28 protein-coding genes are annotated in these 24,288 nt (G+C 52.9%); 14 read left to right on the top strand and 14 right to left on the bottom strand.

Features of this window, described 5'->3' with window-relative positions:
* The first annotated feature begins 67 nt into the window (after positions 1–67).
* The gene (locus Q7V06_RS04960; RefSeq protein WP_304838998.1) at positions 68–496 is read left to right on the top strand and encodes an ATP-binding protein; all 429 of its coding nucleotides are present in this window, start codon (positions 68–70) and stop codon (positions 494–496) included.
* Between the two features lie 40 nt (positions 497–536).
* On the opposite strand, the gene Q7V06_RS04955 is transcribed toward Q7V06_RS04960, so the two are convergent.
* Genes Q7V06_RS04955 through Q7V06_RS04935 form a run of 5 tightly spaced genes read right to left on the bottom strand, consistent with a single transcriptional unit; the run spans position 537 to position 4,659 of the window.
* The gene (locus tag Q7V06_RS04955) at positions 537–1,460 is read right to left on the bottom strand and encodes a cation diffusion facilitator family transporter (RefSeq protein ID WP_304838995.1); all 924 of its coding nucleotides are present in this window, start codon (positions 1,458–1,460) and stop codon (positions 537–539) included.
* A 58-nt stretch (positions 1,461–1,518) separates the two neighbouring features.
* Positions 1,519–2,652, bottom strand: a complete 1,134-nt coding sequence (locus tag Q7V06_RS04950; RefSeq protein WP_304838993.1) for a pyridoxal phosphate-dependent aminotransferase — start codon at positions 2,650–2,652, stop codon at positions 1,519–1,521.
* The gene (gene ribH, locus Q7V06_RS04945) at positions 2,649–3,056 is read right to left on the bottom strand and encodes a 6,7-dimethyl-8-ribityllumazine synthase (RefSeq protein ID WP_304838991.1); all 408 of its coding nucleotides are present in this window, start codon (positions 3,054–3,056) and stop codon (positions 2,649–2,651) included. Before ribH ends, Q7V06_RS04950 begins: the two co-directional genes overlap by 4 nt.
* Positions 3,057–3,070: 14 nt before the next feature.
* Entirely contained in the window at positions 3,071–3,532 is a 462-nt protein-coding gene (gene ribC, locus Q7V06_RS04940; RefSeq protein WP_304838988.1) for a riboflavin synthase, read from the bottom strand.
* Positions 3,529–4,659: an alanine--glyoxylate aminotransferase family protein gene (locus tag Q7V06_RS04935; protein ID WP_304838985.1), complete on the bottom strand. Its 1,131-nt coding sequence runs from the start codon at positions 4,657–4,659 to the stop codon at positions 3,529–3,531. The genes ribC and Q7V06_RS04935 overlap by 4 nt, the downstream gene beginning before the upstream one ends.
* Before the next feature lie 52 nt (positions 4,660–4,711).
* Between Q7V06_RS04935 and purE the strand changes: the two genes are divergently transcribed.
* On the top strand, positions 4,712–5,101 hold the full coding sequence (gene purE / locus Q7V06_RS04930) for a 5-(carboxyamino)imidazole ribonucleotide mutase (RefSeq protein WP_304838983.1): 390 nt from the start codon (positions 4,712–4,714) through the stop codon (positions 5,099–5,101).
* Positions 5,102–5,108: 7 nt separating this feature from the next.
* On the opposite strand, the gene thiC is transcribed toward purE, so the two are convergent.
* On the bottom strand, positions 5,109–6,413 hold the full coding sequence (gene thiC, locus Q7V06_RS04925; RefSeq protein ID WP_304838980.1) for a phosphomethylpyrimidine synthase ThiC: 1,305 nt from the start codon (positions 6,411–6,413) through the stop codon (positions 5,109–5,111).
* Between thiC and Q7V06_RS04920 the strand changes: the two genes are divergently transcribed.
* Genes Q7V06_RS04920 through Q7V06_RS04905 form a run of 4 tightly spaced genes read left to right on the top strand, consistent with a single transcriptional unit; the run spans position 6,412 to position 8,315 of the window.
* On the top strand, positions 6,412–7,014 hold the full coding sequence (locus tag Q7V06_RS04920; protein ID WP_304838977.1) for an MBL fold metallo-hydrolase: 603 nt from the start codon (positions 6,412–6,414) through the stop codon (positions 7,012–7,014). The genes thiC and Q7V06_RS04920 overlap by 2 nt on opposite strands.
* The gene (locus Q7V06_RS04915) at positions 7,007–7,432 is read left to right on the top strand and encodes a DUF123 domain-containing protein (RefSeq protein ID WP_304838974.1); all 426 of its coding nucleotides are present in this window, start codon (positions 7,007–7,009) and stop codon (positions 7,430–7,432) included. Before Q7V06_RS04920 ends, Q7V06_RS04915 begins: the two co-directional genes overlap by 8 nt.
* Positions 7,433–8,011, top strand: coding sequence for a flavodoxin family protein (locus Q7V06_RS04910; RefSeq protein WP_304838970.1), 579 nt, complete (start codon positions 7,433–7,435; stop codon positions 8,009–8,011). It begins immediately after the preceding gene.
* On the top strand, positions 7,992–8,315 hold the full coding sequence (locus tag Q7V06_RS04905) for a YunC family protein (protein WP_304838967.1): 324 nt from the start codon (positions 7,992–7,994) through the stop codon (positions 8,313–8,315). The genes Q7V06_RS04910 and Q7V06_RS04905 overlap by 20 nt, the downstream gene beginning before the upstream one ends.
* A gap of 6 nt (positions 8,316–8,321) precedes the next feature.
* On the opposite strand, the gene pdxT is transcribed toward Q7V06_RS04905, so the two are convergent.
* The 6 genes from pdxT to Q7V06_RS04875 form a co-directional block, all read right to left on the bottom strand.
* Positions 8,322–8,897, bottom strand: coding sequence for a pyridoxal 5'-phosphate synthase glutaminase subunit PdxT (gene pdxT / locus Q7V06_RS04900; protein WP_304838964.1), 576 nt, complete (start codon positions 8,895–8,897; stop codon positions 8,322–8,324).
* Entirely contained in the window at positions 8,887–9,783 is an 897-nt protein-coding gene (gene pdxS, locus Q7V06_RS04895) for a pyridoxal 5'-phosphate synthase lyase subunit PdxS (RefSeq protein WP_304838961.1), read from the bottom strand. Before pdxS ends, pdxT begins: the two co-directional genes overlap by 11 nt.
* Positions 9,784–10,018: 235 nt before the next feature.
* Positions 10,019–10,927, bottom strand: coding sequence for an adenosylcobinamide-phosphate synthase CbiB (gene cbiB / locus Q7V06_RS04890; RefSeq protein ID WP_304838958.1), 909 nt, complete (start codon positions 10,925–10,927; stop codon positions 10,019–10,021).
* Positions 10,903–11,454 (bottom strand): hypothetical protein, encoded by a 552-nt coding sequence (locus tag Q7V06_RS04885; protein ID WP_304838955.1) that lies wholly within the window; start codon positions 11,452–11,454, stop codon positions 10,903–10,905. The genes cbiB and Q7V06_RS04885 overlap by 25 nt, the downstream gene beginning before the upstream one ends.
* A 16-nt stretch (positions 11,455–11,470) precedes the next feature.
* Positions 11,471–11,656: a methytransferase partner Trm112 gene (locus tag Q7V06_RS04880; RefSeq protein ID WP_304838952.1), complete on the bottom strand. Its 186-nt coding sequence runs from the start codon at positions 11,654–11,656 to the stop codon at positions 11,471–11,473.
* On the bottom strand, positions 11,653–12,663 hold the full coding sequence (locus tag Q7V06_RS04875) for an adenylosuccinate synthetase (RefSeq protein ID WP_304838949.1): 1,011 nt from the start codon (positions 12,661–12,663) through the stop codon (positions 11,653–11,655). Before Q7V06_RS04875 ends, Q7V06_RS04880 begins: the two co-directional genes overlap by 4 nt.
* A gap of 130 nt (positions 12,664–12,793) precedes the next feature.
* Here Q7V06_RS04875 and Q7V06_RS04870 point away from each other — a divergent pair, with 130 nt between their 5' ends.
* The 5 genes from Q7V06_RS04870 (at position 12,794) to Q7V06_RS04850 (ending at position 19,804) form a co-directional block, all read left to right on the top strand.
* A complete protein-coding gene (locus tag Q7V06_RS04870) occupies positions 12,794–13,459 on the top strand; it encodes a signal peptidase I (protein WP_304838945.1) in 666 nt (221 codons plus the stop codon).
* 9 nt (positions 13,460–13,468) lie between these two features.
* A complete protein-coding gene (gene cofH / locus Q7V06_RS04865) occupies positions 13,469–14,554 on the top strand; it encodes a 5-amino-6-(D-ribitylamino)uracil--L-tyrosine 4-hydroxyphenyl transferase CofH (protein ID WP_304838942.1) in 1,086 nt (361 codons plus the stop codon).
* Between the two features lie 467 nt (positions 14,555–15,021).
* On the top strand, positions 15,022–17,199 hold the full coding sequence (locus Q7V06_RS04860) for a PAS domain S-box protein (protein WP_304838938.1): 2,178 nt from the start codon (positions 15,022–15,024) through the stop codon (positions 17,197–17,199).
* Between the two features lie 45 nt (positions 17,200–17,244).
* Positions 17,245–19,152, top strand: coding sequence for a YgiQ family radical SAM protein (locus Q7V06_RS04855; protein ID WP_304838935.1), 1,908 nt, complete (start codon positions 17,245–17,247; stop codon positions 19,150–19,152).
* Complete coding sequence (locus Q7V06_RS04850) at positions 19,085–19,804, top strand: PEGA domain-containing protein (RefSeq protein ID WP_304838932.1); 720 nt, start codon at positions 19,085–19,087, stop codon at positions 19,802–19,804. The genes Q7V06_RS04855 and Q7V06_RS04850 overlap by 68 nt, the downstream gene beginning before the upstream one ends.
* On the opposite strand, the gene Q7V06_RS04845 is transcribed toward Q7V06_RS04850, so the two are convergent.
* Positions 19,801–20,283 carry a chemotaxis protein CheW gene (locus Q7V06_RS04845; RefSeq protein ID WP_304838929.1) on the bottom strand — a complete coding sequence of 161 codons (483 nt, stop codon included), beginning with the start codon at positions 20,281–20,283 and terminating at the stop codon, positions 19,801–19,803. The two genes, Q7V06_RS04850 and Q7V06_RS04845, sit on opposite strands and share 4 nt — an antisense overlap.
* A 147-nt stretch (positions 20,284–20,430) precedes the next feature.
* On the opposite strand from Q7V06_RS04845, the gene Q7V06_RS04840 reads away from it, so the two are divergent.
* Together Q7V06_RS04840 and Q7V06_RS04835 are read left to right on the top strand one after the other, a co-directional pair.
* The gene (locus tag Q7V06_RS04840) at positions 20,431–21,750 is read left to right on the top strand and encodes a PEGA domain-containing protein (protein WP_304838927.1); all 1,320 of its coding nucleotides are present in this window, start codon (positions 20,431–20,433) and stop codon (positions 21,748–21,750) included.
* 51 nt (positions 21,751–21,801) lie between these two features.
* Positions 21,802–22,260, top strand: a complete 459-nt coding sequence (locus tag Q7V06_RS04835) for a CBS domain-containing protein (RefSeq protein WP_304838924.1) — start codon at positions 21,802–21,804, stop codon at positions 22,258–22,260.
* Here the strand turns inward: Q7V06_RS04835 and Q7V06_RS04830 are convergent.
* Entirely contained in the window at positions 22,229–23,386 is a 1,158-nt protein-coding gene (locus Q7V06_RS04830) for a cation:proton antiporter (RefSeq protein ID WP_304838921.1), read from the bottom strand. The two genes, Q7V06_RS04835 and Q7V06_RS04830, sit on opposite strands and share 32 nt — an antisense overlap.
* A 61-nt stretch (positions 23,387–23,447) precedes the next feature.
* On the opposite strand from Q7V06_RS04830, the gene Q7V06_RS04825 reads away from it, so the two are divergent.
* On the top strand, positions 23,448–24,288 hold an 841-nt coding region (locus Q7V06_RS04825), incomplete at its 3' end, for an acetate--CoA ligase family protein (protein WP_304838919.1).

The following is a 24,288-nucleotide window of genomic DNA, read 5'->3' as shown; positions in this document are numbered from 1 at the left end:
ATACCGTATCTATTTCAATCTACAGAGATTTACCCGGATCGTACCTGGTAGAGGGTGGGAGTGACAGATGTATACAAGCAGAACGTTTGGAGCGAAGATAGATGAACTCCCCCTGGTGGTGGATTATCTGGAATCGGCACTCAAAGAGGCGGGTGCAGGAGCGGAAGAGTGCTTTGACCTCCATCTTGCAGCTGATGAAATCTTTACAAACATTGCATTGTATGCCTATGATTCGGATGACGGAGTGATGGAGATCGCGATCACGTCTGATCAGGGTCTCATAACCATCACCTTAACCGATTCAGGCCGGCCCTTTGATCCACTCGCCCTTCCACCACCGGATATCACATCAGATGTCGGGGAGCGCAGGGTGGGAGGTCTTGGCATCTATCTGATCAGAGAGGTGACAGACTCTGTCAGCTATGCCCGGAGAAATGGAAAGAATATCCTCACCATCAAGAAGCGTATCGCATCAGGTCAACTTCCCTCGACGTAAGTCGCGGGTCTCCTGCCTGGTTTACTCATGAATAGAGAGTTCAATTTCTCCTCGCAGGACAGACAAGTACCCCACATTCATCACATGCCTCATGACAGGGCTCCATATGGATGGTGACATAACTCCTTGGAAATTCAAGCTTCAGGTCGGCTTCAAGGTGGTCGGCGAGATCGTGTGCGGTGCTGAGGAGGACATCCTGATCAAACATCACATGAAACTCGATGAACCGCTCAGGCCCTGATCGTCTGGTTCTGAGACCATGAAAATTCACGTACTCTGTACAGTGGGCGATCAGGATCTCCCGTATCCTCCCGACTTCATCTTCAGGGAGCCTCGTATCGAGAAGGTCTCCAAGGGATCTCCTTACGAGGTTGATCCCGGTTCTGATGATCACAAGGCCGACACCAAGTGCGATTATCGCATCAATGATGAGTATCCCGGTGAGGTGAATCAGGATAAGACCTGCAAAGACGCCGACTGAGGTATAGACATCTGTCCTGAGGTGCCAGGCATCGCTCTCAAGTGCGATCGACTCGGTGCGTCTGGCGATCTTCATCATCCTGTGCGAGATGAGTGTATTTGAGAGGGCTGAGACGCCGACTGCAATCATTCCGAGGCCGAGGAGGTCGGGGTCAAGGGTACTCTCGCCACTGATGAGGGCGGTTGCCGCCTCATAGATGATGAAGAGTGCGACAAGAAGGATGAGCACCGCTTCGATGAGTCCTGAAAGGGATTCAAACTTGCCATGCCCAAAGGTATGCTGATCATCTGGCGGGTGTGCGGACGTTCGGACAGCAAAGTACGCAATCGAAGATGCGATGATATCCGTTGCTGAATGGACGGCATCTGAGAGGATAGCAACAGATCCGGTTGCAAGACCGATTGCAAGCTTCAGGATGACGAGGAAGGTGTTGCTTGCGATAGCGATCCCGGCGATGCGGGTCTTTTCATGGGGAGATGGCATTGTTCGTTTTCTGATTAACCTGGGATGAGAAAAAATAACTCACCCCGAAAAGAGAGGGTTACTCCCCACACACCCTCGCAATCGCCTCTTCAAGTCGCTCCATCGATGTCGCATAGCTCATCCGGACCCACCCTGGCGCCCCGAATGCCGATCCCGGTGTCACCGCGACATGCCGCTCTTCAAGCCACTCGGACGCAACAGCGACATCATCTCCACCAACCCGTGCAAACGCATAGAACGCACCGTCAGGGGGGGCACAGGCGTATCCCGCCTTTCTGAGACGGGAGATGACATATTCACGCCGTCTGGCAAACTCATCCCGCATATCCGCCACACAGGACTGGTCCCCGGTGAGTGCCGCAACACCGCCCCACATCACAAAGGTCGTCGGATGCGAGACCGAGTGCTGCTGGATTCGGTTCATATAATTGATCACCGGAGCAGGACCTGCCGCATATCCAAGCCGCCATCCGGTCATCGCGTATGCTTTTGAAAATCCGTTCACCGTCACGGTCCGCTCAGCCATATCATGAATCGATGCAAGCGAGATATGCTCTGCACCATCATAGACGAGCTTCTCATAGATCTCATCCGATAAAGCGAGGAGATCATGATCTGAGCAGAGATCCGCGATCATGCCAAGGGACGACCTCGAAAGGATCGAACCCGTCGGATTCGACGGTGAATTGACGATGATCATCCTCGTTGAAGCCGTGATCAGGTCCGCGAGATCCTCACCGGGCTGGAACGTCTCCGCGTCAAGCGGGTAATGCACCGCCCGACCACCTGCCATCTGGATACACGGCTCATATGACACCCAAGACGGATCAAGGATGATCGTTTCATCTCCGGGATTCAAAGCCGCCTGACAGAGGAGCCGGATCGCATCCTTTGCACCGGCAGTGACGATCAGATCCGCCGGTGTTACCGGGATATGATTCTCAGTTGCAAGTTTCTCAGAGAGTGCGTCCAGCAGTTCCGGAATCCCTCGTGAAGGCGCATAATGCGTCTCTCCGCGACGCATCGCCGCAATAGCAGCCTCGGTAATATGTGCCGGTGTCGGAAAGTCAGGCTCACCTATCGAGAGGCTGATGACATCGATCCCGTTTCGGATCATCTCTTTTGCCCGATCGGCGATCGCCATCGTAGCAGACGGAGTGATAGCACCTATCGCCTTCGAGAGCTGCCTCATGCCAATCGCTGAACGAGTTTTACCGCCGATTCAACTGCTCTCCGGGCGTAGTCAACCCGCTCCTGCGCCTCAAGCCGGGTCATACCCGGTCCTGAAATCCCAAGCGTCACCGGCTTCTCGTACTCAAGCGAGAGGTCGATTATCTTCCGTGACGCATGCTGAACTACGATCTGGTCATGGCCAGTCGATCCCTCAATGACACAACCGATGGTGACAACCGCATCGACATTCCCTTCTTTCAGCATCTTCTTGATGGCAAGAGGCATATCGTATGCACCCGGCACATAGAACCGCTCGATCACTTCTGCACCAAGGAACTTCGCATGCTCTTCTGCTTCGATCTCCATCATATACGTGATGTCACGGTTGAACTCCGCAACGACAAATCCGAGTTTAATCGTCATACTACAACATCTCCCTACTGTCGTGCAGGACCGGCATCAGGGAATCCCTGACGCTGACCAGTCCCCGCATCCCGCTCAAGCTCTTTTGGATACAGAAGGAGCTTGACCGCATTCACCGCATGCTCGCGGGTTCTCTGTTCGAGCAGCCACGCAAGTTCGCGATCATCCTTAGCCTCGTCTTCATGGACGAAGACCTCGATGATATGTTTGTTCGTCATCAGCATGGCAAGCTGAAGCCCCTGGGATGCCTCATGTGCGCAGAGTTTATCCTTATCTTTCCCGCCCGGCATCCCAAGCGCCATCACGAGATCACAGCCACGTTCCTCAAAGAGCTTTTTACAGGCAACCGGGAGATCTTTTATCCCCGGCACCGTATACCGCTCGATCCGAATGGTTGCATGGCGACGGAGCTCATCTATTGCCACAGCACCCATATTCACCCGTGAGAATGTCGTGTCTGCGATCCCGATCTTCATACCAGCACCTCAAGAGCGGCTGATACACCATCTGCCGCCGGAATATATCCAAGTTTCCCAAGGGTTCCCTGAACCGCTGCAACCGTCGCAAGCACTTCAGAGGGGCCTGTTACACCCATCGTCCCGATCCGGAAGATCTTTCCTTTCAGCCTGTCCTGACCGCCTGCAATCTCAATACCCATCTTCTTCACACCGCCACGGAGATCCGGGTCATTGATCCCATCAGGATACCGGATCGCAGTCACCGTATTTGAGGGTGAATGAAGAGCGTCTGAGACCGGAAGAAGCGGGAGACCCCAGGCATCAGCTGCGGCGCGAACCGCATCTGCAAGCCTCCGGTGCCGTGCAATCCGTTCGTTAATCCCTTCCTCTTCAGCCATAAGGCAGGCCTCACGGAGGGCGAAGAAGAGCGGGACCGCCGGAGTATATGGTGTCTCCATCGGGCTCTTGGAAGCAGACTTTCTGTATGCCTTCAGATCAAGGTAATACGGACGTTTTTCAGCGATCCGATCCCATGCCCGTTCCGACACAGAGATCGCCGAGAGGCCGGCTGGTGCGGCGAGGCACTTCTGTGACCCGACGATTGCAATATCAGCACCCCACTCGTCAGCCGCAACATGCTCGCCGCCGATCGAGGTGATCCCATCCATAATAAAGAGGGCATCATGCTTTCGTGCAAGCCTTCCAACTTCCGCTGCGGGATTGAGGATACCTGCCGAGGTCTCGTTATGAACCATCGTGACCACCTCGGCACCACCCTCAAGTGCCTCTGCAAGGGCGTCAAGCATGAGGGGATGGCCCCATTCGGACGCAAGCGTGTTTACATCACCATACTGGCCGCTGATCTCGGCGAGCCGCTCGCCGAACTTGCCGTTGACGAGTGAAACGATCTTTTTGTCAAGACCGACATTTGCGATCGCCGCTTCCATACCGGCTGTACCTGAGCCTGAGAGGACAAAAAGATCGTTTTTTGTCCCGAAGAGTGCCTTGAGAACCCTGACGCAGTCTGCGTAGACGCCCCCAAACTCTTTGCCGCGGTGGTTAATCGCCTGCCGGGCCATCGCGTTTCTGACCCGTTCCGGCATCGGCACCGGTCCTGGCATCATAAGCAATAGTTCGTTCTGCATCCTGATCGTCGGTACTATAAGAAGATAAAGCTCTTAATAGATGGTGAAGACTATGGTAGACGTAGCCGTCATCGCCGGATCTCAGTCGGACGAAGCGATCATTCGCAAAGTCTGTGCAACACTCACAGAATATGGTATCAGCTATGAAGAACGCGTGATCTCTGCACACCGAGATCCGGAAGATCTCGAAGAATATATTAAAAAAAGCGACGCCCGCGTCTTTATCGGTATCGCCGGGATGTCCGCTGCCCTTCCCGGCGTCATCGCCTCAAAGACGAAGAAACCAGTCATCGGCGTCCCTGTGTCGGGGAAACTGATGGGAGGGCTTGATGCACTCCTCTCGATCGTCCAGATGCCAAAAGGCGTTCCGGTTGCCTGTGTTGCAGTAGACGGCGGTGAGAACGCCGCACACCTCGCCGCGCGGATTCTCGGGGTCGCCTGACCCGATACTATTCTTTCTTTTGTAAGAGATCCCGGACCATCTTCACTGCACAGAGATCCCCGCACATCGAGCAGGTCTCACGTTCTGAGTCACGGTCATGGATCTGCTGTGCGTACTCCGGGAAGAGCATCTCGGCATACTGAGCATCCCAGTCGAGATCACGGCGGGCATACGCCATCCTGATCTCCTCAGGAGACTCACTCGCACCACCACGCCGGACGATATCTCCGACATGGGCAGCGATCCGTGCAACCCGTGTTCCTTCGATGATCTCCTCTTTATTCGGGAGCGCCAGATGTTCTGCCGGAGAGACCATGCAGAGGAAATCTGCTCCGGCTGATGCGGCGATAGCCCCACCGATAGCACCGACGACATGATCGTACCCGGTCGCGATATCGGTGACGAGTGGGCCGAGAAGGTACAGGGGAGCATTCTCTGTCACTTCTTTGATCGCCTTCACATTCCAGGCAACCTCATTGATCGGCATATGACCCGGACCCTCGATCATCCGCTGCACATCCGCATTCTGTGCACGATGTGAGAGTCTTCCAAGTGTCAGATACTCAGTCATCTTCGCAAGTTTTCCGCTATCGATGAGTGCACCCGGTCTCATCCCGTCACCAAGGCTCAGGGTAACATCCGCTTCTGCGAGGATCTCAAGGAGATAATCGTACTCGGCATAGAGCGGATTCTCTTCACCTGTTGCTACCATCCATGCGATATGAAACGCTCCGCCCCGGGAGACGACCCCCATCACCCGGGGGTCAAGGTTGAGCGCCTGAAGTGCATCACGGTTCACCCCGCAATGGAGCGTCATGAAGTCAACACCCTCCCTGCACTGCTCACGGATTACTGAGAAGAGGAGATCGGCGGTGAGATCCTGAGCAGATCCCGCCCGCCTGACCGCTTCATAGATCGGTACTGTTCCAACAGCAATCGGGAGAGAGAGGATACGCCTCCGGATATCTTTGAGATCTCCGGCGGTTGACAGGTCCATTAAGGCATCTGCACCTGCTCCGATGGCAGCTTCTGCCTTCACCATCTCAAGTTCCGGATCACACCTCCCCTGCGAGGTGCCGATATTCACATTCACCTTGACGCGGCACCCTGCCCCGATGGCAACAGGGCGGATCGTTCGCCGTGGATTTGCAGGGATGACGATATGGCCGCGGGCAATGGCATCCGCCATCCGTCCGGGGGAGAGACCTTCTGCTAAAGCGATCTCTTCCAGCTCAGGTGGGAGGCCGGAGCGGCACTGCCTGATGAGTGCATGCATAAGAACCATCTGTCTTTGGAACTTATTATTCTGCATGCCCGTCAAGTGGATTCCGGGGAGCGGCTGGCAGGCGAATGCCTACCTTGTCGGGGAGATACTCATTGATGCCGGTATCCTCCCAATGGCAGTTGAACGGTACCGCGACCAGATAAAAACGATCATTCTGACGCATGGCCATTATGACCATACCGCCTATCTTGCAGAGATCAAGGCGATGACAGGTGCAGAGGTCTGTATCCATCGTGAAGATGCAAACGCCCTCATATCAGATGCTGAGAGCCTCTCATTCCAGTTTGGTGGACGACCACCGATGGTTGTACCCGATCAGATCCTCTCCGATGGTGATCGGATAGGCGACCTCCTCGTGCTACATACCCCAGGCCACACCAGGGGGAGTATCTGCCTCTATCATGAAGAGGAACGCGCACTCATATCCGGGGATACAGTCTTTCCCAATGGCTCTTTTGGGAGGACCGACTTTCCGGGAGGGAGTACAGAAGCCCTCAAACGATCGCTTGATCGCCTCGTCACCTTTGAAGTGGAGTCACTCTATCCCGGCCATGAGCGGCCGGTGACAGCGGGTGCAGGGAGGCATCTCATTGCCACCCACCAGTGCCTCCGATCCTACCATGGATAAGGGCATTTACACCCTTATCCTCAAATCAGAGGGAAATGAGATCAGAGTCGGAGCACTCGGAGAGATCACCATACCAAAAGGGTATCTCATCTATGTCGGATCTGCACAGGGGCCCGGCGGACTTATCCGGGTGAACCGTCACCTCCTGGCAGCTCATGACGGAAGAAAACCCCACTGGCATATCGATCACCTCCTTCAGGACCCGTCAATTCGGATCATCGCAACCGTCTCAGCAGCGACGACGGAGCGGCATGAATGCAGGCTGGCTGATGCGGTCGGGGGATTATGTATCCCGAAGTTCGGTTGTTCGGATTGCCGGTGTCAATCACACCTCTTTCTGCGATCCATTGATCCTATCGAGAGCATAGTCCAATCCTTCACCTCCCTCGGCCTTATAGCCGCGATCAGAAGGTATTAGATGTATCAGACGAAGGATACCCCTATGAAGGTCCTTGGGATATCAGGAAGTATGAGAGCGGCAGGGAACACTGCAATACTTGTTCAGGAAGTGCTGAATCATATCTCTGAAAAAGGCATTCCGACTGAGTTCATCACCCTCTCAGGAAAGGAGATTAAACCATGTCTCGGATGTGAAAAGTGCAAGGAAGAGAAGTGGTGCATTAATAAAAAAGATGACTGGTCAGGGATCGCAGAGAAGATGATCCAGGCAGATCTGCTTATTATCGGATCGCCCACCTACTACTTCGATGTCTCCGGTCAGGTGAAGAACCTGATCGACCGGACATATTCACTCTATCATGACCGCCAGCTTGCAGGGAGAAAAGCGGTCGCCATCACCATATGTGCAGACAAAGGGGGAACGCGTGCACTTGAAACCCTTGAAGCATTCCTATCGACCCATGAATATGGGTATCTCGGCCATATCATCGGAAGGGGGTATCTGCCGGGTGATGTCAGATCCGATACCGTCGCAATGGGGTCGGCAAAGGTGATAGCAGATCGGATCGTTTCATATTTTGGAACGCTGGAAGATTGAGCGGATGAATCCTCAAAAGATATCTCTCAGCAACCATTCTGCCGACGGGTATGTCATACCGGTAGGTTCTGTTCACCTGGTTTTTGTCAAAACCGAGATCGGGATGATCGGATGCGGTGCGTTTGATGTTGCCGCCCTTGAGCGGTTTTTGGTTCCGGCTGCAAAGATGAAGCCACGTACCGGGCCATCGATCACCACAATCGAGGAGCTCCTCTCCGCTCAGGTGAAGGAGGTGAATGCTCCGGCAATTGATCGCGGCATCCGGGTTGGGATGAGCGGAAAAGAAGCGCTCGAACACCTCTGATATACTTCAGAGGCCGAGCCGTTCAAGGAAGAGCCGGTGGAACCGCAGGTCCCCACCTAATTCGGGATGAAATGCAAATGCCATATGCAGACCATGCCTGACTGCCACATACCCCTGTGGAACTGAGGCGAGTACTTCAGTTCCATACCCGACACGGGTGGCAACAGGTGCACGGATGAAGATTGCATGGAAGGGGGATGAGAGGCCATTGCATTCGATATCTGCCTCAAAGGACTCACGCTGACGCCCAAATGCATTTCTCTTCACCGTCATATCCATGATCCCAAGCGGCTCAAAGAGGCTGTCGTCCTGCACCTCTGACGCAAGGAGGACCATTCCTGCACAGGTGGCAAAGATCCCGCCCTCATACTGCTGAAGGGGTCTCTGCATCCCCGCCTTATGAATCAAACGCATTATCGTCGTCGATTCGCCGCCGGGAAGAGCGATGCCATCGAAGGTCGGGATATCGGATGCATCCCGAAAGAGAGATACCTCCCCTTTTTCACCAAGAGCCCGCGTAAACGCAAGGGCATGCTCTGAGACATCGCCCTGAAGGGCAAGGACTCCTATCCTACCAGCCACGGGTCTGCAACACCTCGTCCGGGCGGAGGGTGTGGATATCGATACCTGGCATCGCTTCACCAAGGCCACGGCTCACTTCAGCGAGCACCTTTGCATCATTGAAGTGATGAACCGCCTCGACGATTGCTTTTGCCATTTTCTCAGGGTTCTCTGACTTGAAGATACCTGATCCGACGAAGACACCGTCTGCCCCAAGCTGCATCATTAATCCTGCATCCGCAGGTGTCGCGATGCCGCCGGCAGAGAAGTTCACGACCGGGAGGCGCCCACGGGATGCAACATCCTCAACGAGCTCAACGGTCGCCTCGATCTTCCGTGCATATCCTGCCCGTTCCTGAGGATCCATACCTTTGAGCATTCTGATCTCAGACTGGATCGACCGCATATGACGAACCGCCTCGACGACATTTCCGGTTCCGGCTTCGCCTTTGGTTCGGATCATCGCTGCTCCCTCATTGATCCGCCGAAGTGCCTCACCAAGGTTTCGAGCACCACAGACAAACGGCACCGAGAAGAGCTTCTTATCGACATGGAACTCCTCATCTGCCGGTGTCAGCACTTCAGACTCATCGATCATATCGACTCCGAGCTCCTGAAGAATCTGTGCCTCAACAAAGTGTCCGATCCTGACCTTTGCCATCACCGGGATCGAGACCGCTTCTGTAATCTCGACGATCTTTGTTGGGTCAGCCATACGGGAGACACCGCCGGCTTTTCTGATATCGGCTGGCACACGTTCAAGTGCCATCACTGCAACAGCACCGGCTTCCTCAGCGATCACCGCCTGCTCTGCAGAGACAACATCCATGATAACGCCCCCTTTCTGCATGGATGCAAAACCCCGCTTCAGAAGTTCTGTCCCAAACTTCAGCTCTTCGAGTTTCATGGTTTTATATTGATCAACAGAACCGATAAAATATAGCATCACATACTCTTTGCGTTATTCTCCACGCAGAATATTCAGAATTCATACTACCAAGGCGCAGACGAATCATCTTCGATGAAAAAGCATAGTTCCGCTGTGCTATCTCTGAAAAAGAGATGCCCAAAGGCGTTACGATTCATATATGCCAAAAAGTTGTCCTACAAATCCAACAGCATGCATCGGATGCAGCCGGAGATCAACTGCCGGAGATCATTATCCAGAGGATTACAAGGATAACCGCAGCCATCACCGTCACTCCTCTCACAGCAGCAATAACACATCTTCCACCCTGCCTCAGGCTCTGCTTTGGATCTCCGATCCGATAGCCACCCGGTTTCTCAAACCGAATCCCACATCCCCCGGCTATTGCGGCCATCGGGATCCCGCCATTGAAGCCGGGCCTCTTCTTCGCATCACGGCGGAGTATCATCACTGCTTCTCTGCCACGTCTTCGAAGAGTAAACCAGATCACCAGGAGGCATCCGGTGATCCGTGCCGGAATATAGGAGAGGAGATCGTCAGCACGCGCAGAAAACCATCCGAGCCGCTCTCGTTCATCCCGGTATCCAAGCATCGCATCCATCGTATTTGCAGCACGATAGAGTGCTGCACCGGGAAGACCAAGGATAGCGAACCAGAAGAGGGGTGCGATGATCGAGTCAACAAGGTTCTCGGCAACCGACTCATATGCAGCAGACCGAACCTCTTCATCCGAGAGGAGGGTGGTATTTCGGGATACCATCATCGAGACTGCCGATCTGCCTTTATCTGATCCTTCTGTAAGTGCTTCTTCGACTGAAAGGGCATGTTCTTCAAGTGATCGCCAGGCAAACGTGGACTTCAGAAGAAAGGGTCCTGCAAGGAGATACAGCCACCAGGGTGCATAGTACTCCACAATTATACATGGAAGCGTGAAGAGTGAGACGGTCACCATCCAGAAGATGATACCTGCTGCACGCTGGAGAGCGGGTCGGTATCCGGACGGGCGACCCCACCATCCGATGAATCTGCCGATTGCAGCGACCGGATGGTACGGAGTATGGGGATCTCCAAATACCCGATCAAGAAAAAGAGCTGCGATCAGGACGAACCCGGAGAGCGGCATGCGGTGACGACCCCGGCAAGCAGGAGAAGGACGATGGCAACTGTAACAAACGCATCCACCGGTGCGAGGATATCGCCACGGAAGGATAGCCAGATGAGGTACAGAATACAGGCGATGATACAGGGGATGAGGGAGATGAGATGAGGGGATCTCCTCTGAATCACCTCATCTTCTGTCGGAGCCTCTATCACCTCCGGCTGGATGATCGGACAGGCCTTACTCACCACAACCCTGAGTCTGGTAGTTCTGGCACCATATCCGGTGATGAATTCGAGATCAAATGCACCATCCCCGGAAGATTCGCGGACCGGGATTCTAAACTCCTCCTCCCCATCCACATAGAGGTTCTCGTGGAAAAAATCCGTGTATGCCTGTCCGTTCTGCGTTCTGAGTGTTGCATGAGTCGGTGCTCCGTGATTCTTCAGGTGGAGCACCAGATCGCTCCCTGCATCAACAGGTGTCTCACGTGACGACAACTCAATGGTGTTAACACCACGGCGGTTCAGATGCGCTTCAATGACGGTCATACAGGTTGGAATACTCCTATTCGGACTCGGATTCGGGGGGAAGGAGGTTTGGAATACCCTCGTGGACAGGATAATCCACAGAGCAGGCATCACACCGAAGTACACCTTCCAGTATCTCTTCTTCATTCTCCTCGGTTACTGTAAGAGCGATATCGCCTTTACAGACCGGACAACAGAGGATATCCAAAAGCCAGCGCTTCATCGTTTTTTCCTCAGATCAATTATCTGTGAGAGTTCGGGGCCTGTGGAGATGATTGTTACAGGTTGACCTACATCCACCTCTACCTGCCGGATGAAATCCTTTGCGGTCTGGCTGAGCTGATCATAGCTGGTTGCCCCAAAACAGGTGGGATCAACACGGTCAATACCGGTGATCGCAACCTGTGTGCATCCATTGATCATTGCAGAGTAGCGCGCCATCTTCCCGTCCCAGGTTCCTATCCTCCGCTCCCGGTGTGTCACGGTTCCAAATTCCTGAATACCAAGGGCATGGGACTTGTCAAGGCTCATCTCGGTTGAGAACGGACCTTCCCCCACACGTGTCGGAAATGCCTTGAAGACGACGATCACATCGTCGATCTTCGTCGGACCAACTCCATTATCTGCAGCAATCTGGGATGCTGAGGTATCCTTGCTTGTGACAAAGGGATACGTTCCATAATAGAGCGAAATTCCAAAACCCTGGGTGCCTTCAAGAAGAACAGGTTCACCATTATCGATCGCCTGATTCACCTTCTCGGCAACATCAATAATGTATGGAGCAAGTTCCGGGAGATCCTTCGCCTGTCTGGCCACCCTGAGCACACGATCCGAGTTTGCAGGACCGCATCCCGATCCGGTGCTTCCGATCGTCTTGGCAAGGTGTTCACTGCCTTTATCACGGGCGATATGTTCCTCTTCGATGACACCGCACCTGCCGTCAATGAAGATCCTCCCTGAGACCTCAACCTCCGCTACCTCACGGAGAAAGACCCGGGGGTCAACAAGGACACCAGGTCCGATACAGAGATCGGCTTTTGGGTAGACAAATCCGGACGGAACCATCCGGACACCATACTCCTTCTTCCCTACCAGAACGGTATGACCGGCATTTGGACCGACACCACCACGGGATATGACGGTCGGGTGATCCTGATGAGCGATATGGGCAACAATCTTGCCTTTTCCCTCATCACCAAAAAAGCCACCAACGATGATTGTACAGGACATAATCGTATCAGTAGATGTCTGTTGAGTGAGTTGATAAAATAGCACCCTCACCTAATCCTATCACAAATCAGGGGATTTGAGAGAGAGAAAGGAAACCATGAAGAACACCAGTGAACATACGTTCTTTCTGATGACCAGATCACGGATCCCTGATGCACCTGAAGAAGAAAATCCATCTATCATCAACAGATTCAGGAAGAGCGATCATCCCGCTGCATCGCTTGCTCGTGATCTCCTCTGGGTCGCCTGTGTCGTAGGAGGAAGTGCGCTCCTCCTCTTTCTCATCTCCGGAACCTGGCCTGCAGTTGTAACGATAGAATCGGGAAGTATGCTCCCTGAAATGCAGGTGGGAGATCTCGTCTTCGTTGTGGCAGCTGATCGTTATGGACCATTGGTGACAACAGAAGAAGGAAACAAAACGGGCCATCTCTCATTTGGGCATCCCGGCGATGTGATCATCTTCCGTCCAAACGACAATGATCAGGTGCATCCGATCATCCATCGCGCACTCATCAGGGTCACCGCCGAGGAGGCAGCCGAACTGCTGGCCTTTGAGAACCCTCATGGCGGCATCGTCACACAGGGCGATAATAACCCTGTTCCTGATCAGGTGACAACATATCCCGGTATCGGGAGGATTGAACCGATTAAAGACGAATGGATCATCGGAAAGGCCGTATTCAGGGTTCCCCTCGTCGGTTATCTTCCGCTCCACCTCGTTGAGTTTGCAGTACTCATCATCGCGATAATCATCATCCAGGAGCTCGTTGCTTCCAGAAGAAGAGAAAAAAAGTGAGGTACAGGAATGATACGAACACGACAACTGCTCAATGACTGTCTTGGAGGTCACCGGCTCACCCCTGAAGAGGGGCTTCATCTGATCAAAGCGACCGGACGGGAGATTTTTCCTATCTGTAATGCCGCAGACGAACTCCGTGAAGAACGGGTTGGGGATACCGTCACCTATGTCCGCAACCAGAATATCCATATCACCAATATCTGCAAAAACCTCTGCGGTTTCTGCGCTTTCGGACGAAGAAAGGGCGATCCGGATGCATTCTTTGACGATCCGGATAGGATACGGCAGAAGGTGAAGGTTGCCCTCACCCGTGATATTACTGAGATCTGCCTCCTCTCAGGTGTTCACCCCGACTACACGATGGATAGTTATGAGGAGATTATCAGAGTGGTGCATGAAGAGGCACCCGGCATCGATATCCATACGGCAAGCCCGGACGAAGTTGCGTATATTGCAGGAAGAAGCGGCGTCACCACCCTTGATGCGCTTGAACGGCTCAGGGCAGCAGGACTTGGCACCCTTCAGGGAACCGCGGCAGAAATCCTCGTTGACAGTGTCAGGAAGGTTATCTGCCCTGCAAAGGTAGATACAGCCACATGGGTTCGGATCATCAAAGAGGCACATGGTATAGGAATGAGAAGCACATCCACGATCATGTATGGATCTGCCGAGACCCCGGCGGATCGGATCACCCATCTGGATATTCTGCGGTCTATACAGGACGAGACCGGGGGGTTCACCGAGCTTGTCCCCCTCTCCTATCTCCATCAGAATACAAAGCTCTATGATAAAGGACTTGCACCGGCGGGGGCGACAGGCAGGGAAGATCTCCTGATGATCGCAGTATCCCGCCTCTTCCTCGACAATTTTGACCATATCCAGATCCCCTGGGGGAAGTTTGGGATTAAACTCACACAGATCGCCCTCCTTTCAGGTGGAGACGACCTTGGAGGCACGATGTTCTCCGATGATGTCTCAGTCGAAGCAGGAGGAGCCGAGGCCGGATACCTCGATCCGAAGGTGATGGACCGGATCAGCAGTGATATCGGCAGGCGGCTCATCCAGAGGACGACTAAGTATGGACGGGTATAAGATACAGAACTTAATTTCCATACAATTTCGCATCCCAACCATTTTTTTCATTAGCTATCGTTCACTATTCAGGATTATGAATCTTTAAAAAGAAGGAGAAGAATGGGTGGTACATGCCCGCACGGCATAGGAATAACTGACTGGTGGTGAAGGTGGCTGCCCCCGGTGCGACCGTGACTTGCCCGGATGAGATCAAAGAACTCCGTCATGATCATCTGAGAGGTGTGTAGCCGGGTCCAATGGTAGAATTATTGCCTGGAATTCTTTTGGATGGCCGCATCGGAGGCAGGACGCACGCCTTCATCTATTGGATGGGCGATACCGGGATCATATATGAACCGGGTTGTCCATTAGAAAGAATGTCAGTATATTTTATAAATATTTCCCCTATTGCCAAGCATTGATGCCAGTTATGTCGCCGTGCAATGGCGAAATGACTTTATCCGAATCAGGCGATATCTAGTAGAATGCCATCATATCCTGCCGAGGTCACCCGCATCACCGATCTCCTCCGAAAGGGGCCGCGCGGGATGTCTGTTGGTGAGATCGCTGACGCGATTGGAATTAACAGAAATACAGCCGCCAGGTATCTCGATATGCTCCTCGTTGGAGGACAGGTTGAGATGCGGACATTTGGAAAGGCAAAAGTCTTCTTCCTCTCCCAGAGGGTGCCGATCAGTGCGATGCTCAATATATCTTCGGATCTTGTAATGGTGCTTGATTCATATACCCGCATCATTCTTGCAAACGATCAGATCCTCTCCTTCTGCAAGGCATCACGCGAAGATACCATCGGAAGAGACCTTGAAAAGACCAGTCTTGTGATCTTCTCTCATCCAAAACTACTGGAGTATATGAATGACCGAAACGGCAAATTGGGATCAACCGAGGTGATCCGGCTATTGCGGCGAGGGGAGGAGCACTTCTTCCGACAGAAGATATTTCCCACCGTCTTTGATGACGGAGTCCCCGGAGTAACCGTAATCCTTGAAGAGATAACCGAACAGATTGCGGCAGAAGAGGCACTTCGTCAGAGCGAGGAGATGTTTCGAACCCTTGTATCAGATATCAGCGATGTGATCTGGGCAACCGATGGAACCGGTGCTATCACCTACATCAGCCCCCGTTCAGGACCAGTCTGTGGAAGTACCCCTGAAGAGATGATCGGTCGCAGATTCACAGACTTTATGGACCCAAAGGAAGGGGAGAGATTCAGGAGAGAGATTCAACCATTTATCCGGAGAGAGGCCGCATGGCCCCTGGTCGAATGCAATTTTAAAAAGCCGGATGGAGAGGTGATCGCAGTTGAACTCTCTGCAACACCGATCACCGTTCCTGATGTAGAGGGTCTTCCCCTCTTTCTCGGATATCGGGGCGCTTTTAGAAACGTCACTGAAAGGAACCGTGCCATTAAACAGGTGAGGCAATGGAAGAGATTTCTCAACTCAATCGTCGAGAACATCCCCGATATGGTAACGGTTGAAGAGTTGGAGAACCATACACTGGTCTTCTTCAACCGTGCATCAGAGGAGTTCATCGGGGTACCAAGGGATTTTCTCGTAGGTAAGAGGCCGGATCGTATCTTCTCTGAGGAGTATGCCGCCCTCTGGATGAAAACATCAAGAGATGTGGAGAGATCCGGGGAGACACTTGATCTTATCCGGCAGATCGTTTCGGGAGAAGGGAAAGAAGAAAAAACCCTCAGAACAAAGAAGATACCTATCTTCTCATCAAACGGGAAGATGCGCTATATTCTCGGTATAATTACAGATATCACCGAAGAGAAACGGGCAGCCGATCGGATACTGCGTGAGCGGAATCTGGCCCTTCGTTTTGAAGAGGCAGGTACTTTTCAGGAGGCATCAACCCATTGCCTTGAAGCGATGCTCACCCTCACCGGGATGGAGACGGGCGGCATTTATCGTCAGAACGGAGGGGGTGAACTGAAAAGGATCGCTCTGCTGGGAGAAGAACTGATCCCACTGAAATTCCATACATCTGCTCTGATCAATACAGAGGGAGAAGCATACTTCTTCGAAAAAGAGATTCCCGAGGCCTTCAAAGGAGACCTCTCATCCCTTGTTCTCATTCCTGTTACCCCTGATGAGGGGAGGGGACTCTGTATTCTCCTCGCATCACAGAAGAACCTGAGAATACCTGCACACATTCGTGAAGGACTTCAATCACTTATTGCACTCACAAAAACAGGATTTTCGCGTCTCATCGCTGAAGAAAGACTCAAGGAAGAGCGTGATCTTGCAAACAGCTACCTACAGCTCGCGGGCGTTTTGATCGCTGTCATCGGAACAGATGGCAGAATCGAGATGATCAACCGGAAGGGATGTACGACGCTTGGGTACCGCGAAGAAGAGCTGATCGGTGCAGACTGGTTTGAAACAGTCGTTCCGGAGGAGATCCAAGACGGCCTTCATATCCGGTTCAACCGTCTCATTGAGCTGGGGATAGAACCATCAGAAAGTGAAACAAGCCCGATTATCGATAGATCAGGAAGATTACGACAGATCAGATGGCATAACACTCTTATACGGAACAGGGAGGGAGTTATTACTGCGGTTGTCTCTGCCGGAGAAGAGGAGGAGCCTCAGGAACATATTTACTCCGAAGAAGCAACATCCCACCAGTAAGACAGAGAAGATGAGTATAAAACGATCATATCCCCGCAATCTACCATGAGCACCCCTATTCAGGAACCCCTGTTTCTTCCGATCACGGCAAAGGAGAAGGAGAAACTCGGGATCGATACCTTTGATATCATCATCGTCTCAGGTGATGCCTATGTTGACCATCCCTCATTTGCCGCGGCGATCCTCGGGCGGAACCTCTGGTCAGTCGGATATACCGTTGGGATCATCTCCCAGCCGGACTGGCGAAGAGATGAGGACTTTCTCGCCCTCGGTATCCCCCGACTCTTCTTCGCCGTCTCAGCCGGAAACGTCGACTCGATGGTGAACGCCTTCACTCCGAATAAGAAGCGGCGGAACAAGGATACCTATTCACCCGGCGGAATCCCGAAACGGCCTGACCGGGCAACGATCGTCTATACGAATAAACTCAGATCGCTTTCACTCGGAACCGGGATTGTGATCGGCGGAATCGAGGCAAGCCTCCGGCGTTTTGCCCATTATGACTACTGGTCTGATAGTGTTCGGCAGTCTGTCCTTGCTGATGCACCGGCCGATCTCCTCGTCTACGGAATGGGGGAACGGACTCTCCGGATTATCGCTGACCGGATGAGTGCAGGAGAGCCGATCAGATCGCTCTGCGACATTCCCGGCACCTGCTGGACGATGCCGGTTGCCGGATGGAGAACGCACAACCGTGATGGGATGGTCATTCTTCCGGACTATACCGAAGTGAAGACCGATCCGGTCCGGTATGCAGAAGCATTTGCACTGCATGCACATGAACAGGATCCCGTTCGTGGGAGAACTGTTGTACAGCCGCATCCAAAGACGGTGGTCATTCAGAACCCACCTGCAACCCCGCCGACGACCGGGGAGCTCGATGCCATCTATAACCATCCATTCACCCGATCAGCTCATCCTTCGTATAAGGAGCATATCCCTGCACTTGAGCCGGTACGCTTCTCGATAGTCAGTCACAGGGGTTGTTTTGGAAACTGTGCTTTCTGTGCACTCACCCATCATCAGGGCAGGATAGTCTCAAGCCGGAGTGAAGAGTCGATCGTCTCAGAGGTTGAACGTATCAGCAGTATGAGATCGTTCAAAGGGACGATCCAGGATGTTGGAGGGCCTTCTGCAAACATGTACGGCCTCTCCTGCCCAAAATGGATCAGATCAGGAGTCTGCCCGGATCGACAGTGCGGACCGGATTGCCCATCCTTATCCACCGATCATGCACCCCTCGTCTCACTCCTCAGGCGTCTGTGGAAGATTCCGGGAGTGAAGCATATCTTCTGCGGATCAGGTGTCCGGTTCGATCTTGCTCTTGCTGACCGATCAGGGTATATTGATGAGCTTGTTACAAACCATGTCTCCGGACAGCTGAAGGTTGCACCCGAGCATATCAGCCCACAGGTGCTGCGGTTGATGAATAAACCGGATAATACTGTTTTTGAGACTTTCAGAAGACGTTTCAATGAGATACAGCCTGAAGGTAAAGGGAGGCAGTACCTGATCCCCTACTGGATCTCATCACACCCCGGATGTACCATTTCTGATATGATCGATCTTGCACTTTATATCAGGCAGACGGGGCTTGCACCAGAACAGGTACAGGACTTCACCCCGACACCGATGACACGGTCAACGACGATGTACCATACCGGCATCGACCCGGAGACCGGGGAACGTGTGCATGTTCCTCTTGGTCGGGAGCGGCAGATCCAGCGGGCACTTCTCAGGTTTATGGATCCGGAGAATGAGACCCTTGTTCGTGAAGGGCTTACACTCTCAGGAAGAGAGGATCTCATCGGGTATGGTCCAGCCACCCTGATCCCTCCCGCAAGAAGGGAAACAGCATTATCAGGGAAGAGATATACTTCATCATATGTACCGAATTCTCGTTGCAATGCTTCTGATCATCGCACTCCTCCTTCCGGGCGCAGGCGCTCTTGAGGCAGTACTTGGTGAAACGGTCCCGATTTCCGGATCAGCCCCCGGAGCAGACATGATCTATCTCTTCATGACAGGACCAAACCTCGATAAAGACGGGGTTGCCCTGCATAACCCCGGACTTCTTGCCTCAGCGGGCCAATTTTCAACCGCAAAGGTCTCTTCCGCAGGTCACTGGGAGTACAAATGGAATACCGGTGGTATTGGACTTGATGCCGGATCATATACGATCTTTGCCGTCACCGAGCCGCGAGACCGGAGTAACCTGCAGGGTGCCACATATAAGACCATTCCGGCGACGCTTATGACCGGAACAATCACCGTCAGGCAGGAGACCGGATCCCTCCAGGTGACGGTCGAGCCGTACGGAGCCAGGGTCGAGGTTGATGGCGAGTATAAAGGTGAAACGCCACTTGGAATCTCACTCCCGATCGGCACCTATGAGATATCGATCAGCCATGATGGGTATAATCCCTTCTCGATGATCGCCACCATCTATGGGGGCAGTACGACGACAATCGAGAGAACACTCATTCCGGTTGCAACCCGGACACCCGTACCAACAGAGACGATACCTCCGACGACTGAGGCATCAGGATGGATCGTCGCTCTTATTGGAGCAGGACTTCTCATCGCCCTGATGGTCAGGCGTTAGGTCCGCTGGGCATTTGCAAAAAAGTTCTCAAGGAGACGCTTCATATCGAGCCAGAGGACGAGTCTTGCAGTCTCCTCCTCTTCAGTCCCTTCTTTTCGTATCTTGATGATGCCACGGAGGTAATTGGCAACTTCGTCGCCATATCCCTCACGAGAGAGATCAATATTTGATTCCAAAACATGCATTACGGAATGGACATCATCAACGATCATACCGACGTTTGATCCCTGAGAGGCTTCCGGGACAAGTACGATGATCTTTCGTCCTCCATCTGAGATGTCAGGTATTGAAAGGAGATGATTTAAAGAGAGGATCGTTGTGATCTCACCACGGAGATTCATAATCCCTTTGATATAAGGCGGAGTGCGTGGGATCTCGGTGATCGGTTTCATCTCAACGATCTCACGGACAAGGTGTATATCAAGTGCATAATGCTCTCCCCCAAGCTCAAATTCCACGATCTCGATATACCCATCCATACACTGAACACCTACTTACCCACCGATAACCCGGCACTATTTGTCTGTTTTATGTATATTCATTACCCATCCTTTATAAAGTGATCCAAAACAGAGGATACGAAACCTTAATAATCCTTCATTCCATTTCGTATATCGGGATATCCCATGCTGTTAACACGTTCAATTATTATTGCTGCCCTTGCACTTCTGTTTCTTGCAGCAGCAGCCCCCGCCACCGCCCAGATTGGTGGCGATGTTGGAATCATACAGGTCACTTCAAGCCCAAGTGGGGCCTCGGTTAATTATGGTGGCCAGTATGAAGGGACCACACCTGTTGATATCAAGGTGTACAGTACCTCGACTCCAGGCCAGCAGATCGTCGTTTCGCTCTCAGGATATAAGACATTCTCAACGACTGCCCCAAATCCCGGTGCAGGTCAGACCGAATATATCCATGCAGTGCTTGAACCGATAGCACCAACACCGACACCTGTCTCAAACGGGTACTTTGCCATTACATCCTCACCATCCGGAGCTACTGTCCGGATAGATGGACACTATTCCGGAACAACACCACTCACCACGATGGTAACTGCCGGAACAACACACCGCGTACAGATCGAGTATTCAGGATATGAATCATGGTCAGCGGTCTATACCGCGTACTCGGGCCAGACGACACAGGTCTATGCTACGTTGACTCCGAACCAGCCAGCCACAGGATACCTTGCGGTCACCTCGAGTCCTTCCGGCGCTGATGTCTATGTAGATGGATCATACCGCGGTTACGCTCCTATGACAGTCGGGAACTTATATGTCGGATCCCACACCGTCGAATTCAGAAAAGCCGGGTACCAGGTATATACATCGAATGTTCAGATCTATTCCGGCCAGACATCAACGGTGAATGCGGTTCTTTCACCAAGCACCCCAAATACAGGATCTGTTGCCATCCAGTCTTTCCCATCCGGTGTATCAATCTTCCTTGATAACAATTATCAGGGAACAACTCTTGCCAATGATTACTTCGATATCATCGGCCTTTCTACCGGAAGACACTCGGTTATGCTCAGAAAACCCGGTTACTACGACTATACAACTGATGTAACGGTGACCGGAGGGGCTGTCAAATATGTGACCGCAACGATGACCCAGCAGAGCACCCCGGTGAGCGTCGGCAAGGTAAACGTCAATTCCGCACCTTCTGGTGCAGAGGTCTACATTGACAATCTCTTCCGCGGGTATGCACCTGTCGTTGTACCTGATATCGCTCCCGGAACCCATTCCATCTCTCTTAAGATGCAGGGTTTCAGTGACTGGATCAGCACTGTTCAGGTCAACGCCGGTCAGACCGCCCAGGTCGTCGGAACATTAACTCCAACGGCTGTGCTGCCGACACCAACGCCATCGGGGACCCTCCCGATCGCAGCAGTAGGGGCACTCGCCCTGTTTGGAGTACTCTTCGTCGTCACACGGCGGAGATAATTCACACGAACCTTTTTTTCCGATCAGGTGCTATCTGCCAATCTGAGGCATATGGCACCACCTGATGATGAGAGAGGAGATCCGATTCGATCGATCATGACACCGATCATCCGGACCATCCCCCCAAACACCCCAATACGCGATCTGATTGAACTTGCCTCAGAAGAGGGGGGCGGAGATATTCCGGTCACCGCACCGGATGGTACATTCCTCGGAGTCGTCACCCCGCTTGATGTGATCGGGTCAATAATGCCGACCGTCGGGATCTTCGGATCGGGCTCGGCACGATGCATCACCTGCCACCTGAAGAGAGAGGGTGCAACTGCCCGTGAAGTGATGAGCAGAGGACATATCACGATTCATCAGGACGATTCCATCAATAACGCGATGCAATTGATGGAGCGGAACCGTCATGGCGATCTTATCGTCGTCAATGCAGAGAACAAAGTGGTCGGGAGGATCGAGATCTGCCGGATTATCAGACATCTGCGGCTCGTCGGAGAGCTTTGAAACCCATCCTGAAGAAGATCGGTGAGATCATGACCGTTGCTATCACCATAACCGTCACCGTGGCATAGAGGGCACCTGTGATGATCCCGGCGGTGAGTGCAATCGTTGCAACGACAAGCGCCACCTCTCCACGCGGACAGAGCCCGATCCCAACGATGAGAGCACTTCGATTATCAGGGAGGAAGGGCCTTGAGCCGAGATATCCGCCGATGATCTTTCCGAGGAATGCAACCAGAATGAGAGGGAGGAGGAGGGGATCAAGAAGGGTGTCTGCCGATAGTGCAAGTGAGAGCCCGATTGATCCAAAGAAGATGGTGACGAGAAATCCTGTACCCAGATCAGAGAGGCTCCCTTCTATGGATCTGTCAGGACGAATCCGGTCACTTAATGCAAGACCGGCAAAGAACGCACCGATGGCAAGGTGAAGCCCGATGATCTGGCTTACCGCAGCAGAGGCAAATGCAATGAGCAGACTTGCCGAATAGGCGGTCTCATGGGAGGCATTCCGCCGAATTATTGCATAACAGCGACCGAGGATGCGACGGCCAACGGTCACCATAATGATGATGAAGAGGATGCCGAAGATTGCCGTGCCGGCAACCGATACAAGCCCTCCTCCAAGGGCAAACGCCGAGAGGATAGCAAGCAGGATGATGCCGATCAGGTCGTCGATAACAGCGCTTGTGATGATGATGCTTCCAATTGGTGTTGCCAGGGCATGTTCATCAACAAGTGCCCGGACCGAGATTCCAATCGAAGTGATTGCAAGGGCAATCCCAAGGAAGACGGATGTGATCATATCCATCCCGGTGAGGTAGCCAAGAGCCACACCGGAGAGGAGGGGGACAATTACCCCACAGAGTGCTGTTGCCGTTCCGGCTTTCTCTGCAGATGCGAGGTTTTGCAGGTCGGTCTGGATTCCTGAGAGGAAGAGGAGGACGATCAGGCCGAGATCTCCAAGTGCTGTTATCACCTCATTCAGCTCGATGATCCCGAGGATCGAAGGGCCAAGGATGATACCTGCGGTGATCTCACCGACAAGTGCCGGATATCCGATCCGCTCCAGAAGTTCTCCTGCTACCTTGGCAACTGCAAGAAGGATCAGGATCTCAAGCACGACAAACATTGATACTCTGGCATCTCTTCGGGATAAGGTAAAAAGCCTTGCCGACATAGTGCGGTTAGGTATGACAGAGAGGGTTACATCTGGCCGGGATGCATATACGCTCCTTCGCGATTGTGGTATCCGGGTTCCAAAGGAGGAGCTGGCAACGACTGAAGAGGAGGCAGTCGATATCGTTCATCGTATCGGCTACCCGGTTGTCCTGAAGATAGATTCCCCGGATATCATTCATAAGAGCGATGTCTCAGGAGTGGTACTTGGAATCCGGGATGAAGAGGGTCTGAGAAGGGCATATGTTGATCTGATCGCCAGAGTCAGGGATCTCCGGCCTGATGCCGGTATCACGGGTGTGCGGATCGAAGAGGAGGCACAGGCGGGTCTAGAGCTTTTGATCGGCGGAACGACCGATCCCGCCTTTGGCAAGACGATAACATTTGGTCTCGGAGGGAAACTTGTCGAGATACTCAGGGATACTGCTGTCCGGGTGCTGCCGGTTCCGGAGACTGAGATCAGATCGATGATCCGGGAGATCAGGGGATACCACCTGATCCAGGGGTTCAGGGATGAACCACCCCGTGATGAGGAGGCACTCGTCTCCGTGATGAAAGGAGCAGCAAACCTCTTCCTTGATCACCCGGAGTTCACTGAGTTTGATATTAATCCCCTGATCCTGTATGAAAAGGGATCGATAGCAGTTGATGCAAGGTTTGTCGCAGGAGAAGAGAGGGTTTCAATGGAACAGAAGTGCCGGCCACTGACGAGCTCTATGCTGAATCCAAATGCGATTGCGGTTGTCGGATCTACTCCTGATCAGAGTAAGATAGGGTACACGATCACACGTAATCTCCTCTCATTTCCGGGCGCCCTCTATCCGGTGAACCCAAAACATGAACAGATCCTCGGGC

Origin of the sequence: Methanocalculus sp. (assembly GCF_030651615.1) — an archaeon.
Classification (GTDB): domain Archaea; phylum Halobacteriota; class Methanomicrobia; order Methanomicrobiales; family Methanocorpusculaceae; genus Methanocalculus.
This window is presented reverse-complemented; position numbering and strand designations above follow the sequence as displayed.

What these genes read in the sequence shown, in the direction of transcription:
- Q7V06_RS04960 (WP_304838998.1), top strand. Translation starts at nt 68, where the DNA reads ATGTATACAAGCAGAACGTTTGGAGCGAAGATAGATGAACTCCCCCTG.
- Q7V06_RS04955 (WP_304838995.1), bottom strand. Translation starts at nt 1,460, where the DNA reads ATGCCATCTCCCCATGAAAAGACCCGCATCGCCGGGATCGCTATCGCA.
- Q7V06_RS04950 (WP_304838993.1), bottom strand. Translation starts at nt 2,652, where the DNA reads ATGAGGCAGCTCTCGAAGGCGATAGGTGCTATCACTCCGTCTGCTACG.
- ribH (WP_304838991.1), bottom strand. Translation starts at nt 3,056, where the DNA reads ATGACGATTAAACTCGGATTTGTCGTTGCGGAGTTCAACCGTGACATC.
- ribC (WP_304838988.1), bottom strand. Translation starts at nt 3,532, where the DNA reads ATGAAGATCGGGATCGCAGACACGACATTCTCACGGGTGAATATGGGT.
- Q7V06_RS04935 (WP_304838985.1), bottom strand. Translation starts at nt 4,659, where the DNA reads ATGCAGAACGAACTATTGCTTATGATGCCAGGACCGGTGCCGATGCCG.
- purE (WP_304838983.1), top strand. Translation starts at nt 4,712, where the DNA reads ATGGTAGACGTAGCCGTCATCGCCGGATCTCAGTCGGACGAAGCGATC.
- Q7V06_RS04920 (WP_304838977.1), top strand. Translation starts at nt 6,412, where the DNA reads ATGCCCGTCAAGTGGATTCCGGGGAGCGGCTGGCAGGCGAATGCCTAC.
- thiC (WP_304838980.1), bottom strand. Translation starts at nt 6,413, where the DNA reads ATGCAGAATAATAAGTTCCAAAGACAGATGGTTCTTATGCATGCACTC.
- Q7V06_RS04915 (WP_304838974.1), top strand. Translation starts at nt 7,007, where the DNA reads ATGGATAAGGGCATTTACACCCTTATCCTCAAATCAGAGGGAAATGAG.
- Q7V06_RS04910 (WP_304838970.1), top strand. Translation starts at nt 7,433, where the DNA reads ATGTATCAGACGAAGGATACCCCTATGAAGGTCCTTGGGATATCAGGA.
- pdxS (WP_304838961.1), bottom strand. Translation starts at nt 9,783, where the DNA reads ATGAAACTCGAAGAGCTGAAGTTTGGGACAGAACTTCTGAAGCGGGGT.
- cbiB (WP_304838958.1), bottom strand. Translation starts at nt 10,927, where the DNA reads ATGCCGCTCTCCGGGTTCGTCCTGATCGCAGCTCTTTTTCTTGATCGG.
- Q7V06_RS04885 (WP_304838955.1), bottom strand. Translation starts at nt 11,454, where the DNA reads ATGACCGTCATTGAAGCGCATCTGAACCGCCGTGGTGTTAACACCATT.
- Q7V06_RS04880 (WP_304838952.1), bottom strand. Translation starts at nt 11,656, where the DNA reads ATGAAGCGCTGGCTTTTGGATATCCTCTGTTGTCCGGTCTGTAAAGGC.
- Q7V06_RS04875 (WP_304838949.1), bottom strand. Translation starts at nt 12,663, where the DNA reads ATGTCCTGTACAATCATCGTTGGTGGCTTTTTTGGTGATGAGGGAAAA.
- Q7V06_RS04870 (WP_304838945.1), top strand. Translation starts at nt 12,794, where the DNA reads ATGACCAGATCACGGATCCCTGATGCACCTGAAGAAGAAAATCCATCT.
- cofH (WP_304838942.1), top strand. Translation starts at nt 13,469, where the DNA reads ATGATACGAACACGACAACTGCTCAATGACTGTCTTGGAGGTCACCGG.
- Q7V06_RS04860 (WP_304838938.1), top strand. Translation starts at nt 15,022, where the DNA reads ATGCCATCATATCCTGCCGAGGTCACCCGCATCACCGATCTCCTCCGA.
- Q7V06_RS04855 (WP_304838935.1), top strand. Translation starts at nt 17,245, where the DNA reads ATGAGCACCCCTATTCAGGAACCCCTGTTTCTTCCGATCACGGCAAAG.
- Q7V06_RS04850 (WP_304838932.1), top strand. Translation starts at nt 19,085, where the DNA reads ATGTACCGAATTCTCGTTGCAATGCTTCTGATCATCGCACTCCTCCTT.
- Q7V06_RS04845 (WP_304838929.1), bottom strand. Translation starts at nt 20,283, where the DNA reads ATGGATGGGTATATCGAGATCGTGGAATTTGAGCTTGGGGGAGAGCAT.
- Q7V06_RS04840 (WP_304838927.1), top strand. Translation starts at nt 20,431, where the DNA reads ATGCTGTTAACACGTTCAATTATTATTGCTGCCCTTGCACTTCTGTTT.
- Q7V06_RS04835 (WP_304838924.1), top strand. Translation starts at nt 21,802, where the DNA reads ATGGCACCACCTGATGATGAGAGAGGAGATCCGATTCGATCGATCATG.
- Q7V06_RS04830 (WP_304838921.1), bottom strand. Translation starts at nt 23,386, where the DNA reads ATGTTTGTCGTGCTTGAGATCCTGATCCTTCTTGCAGTTGCCAAGGTA.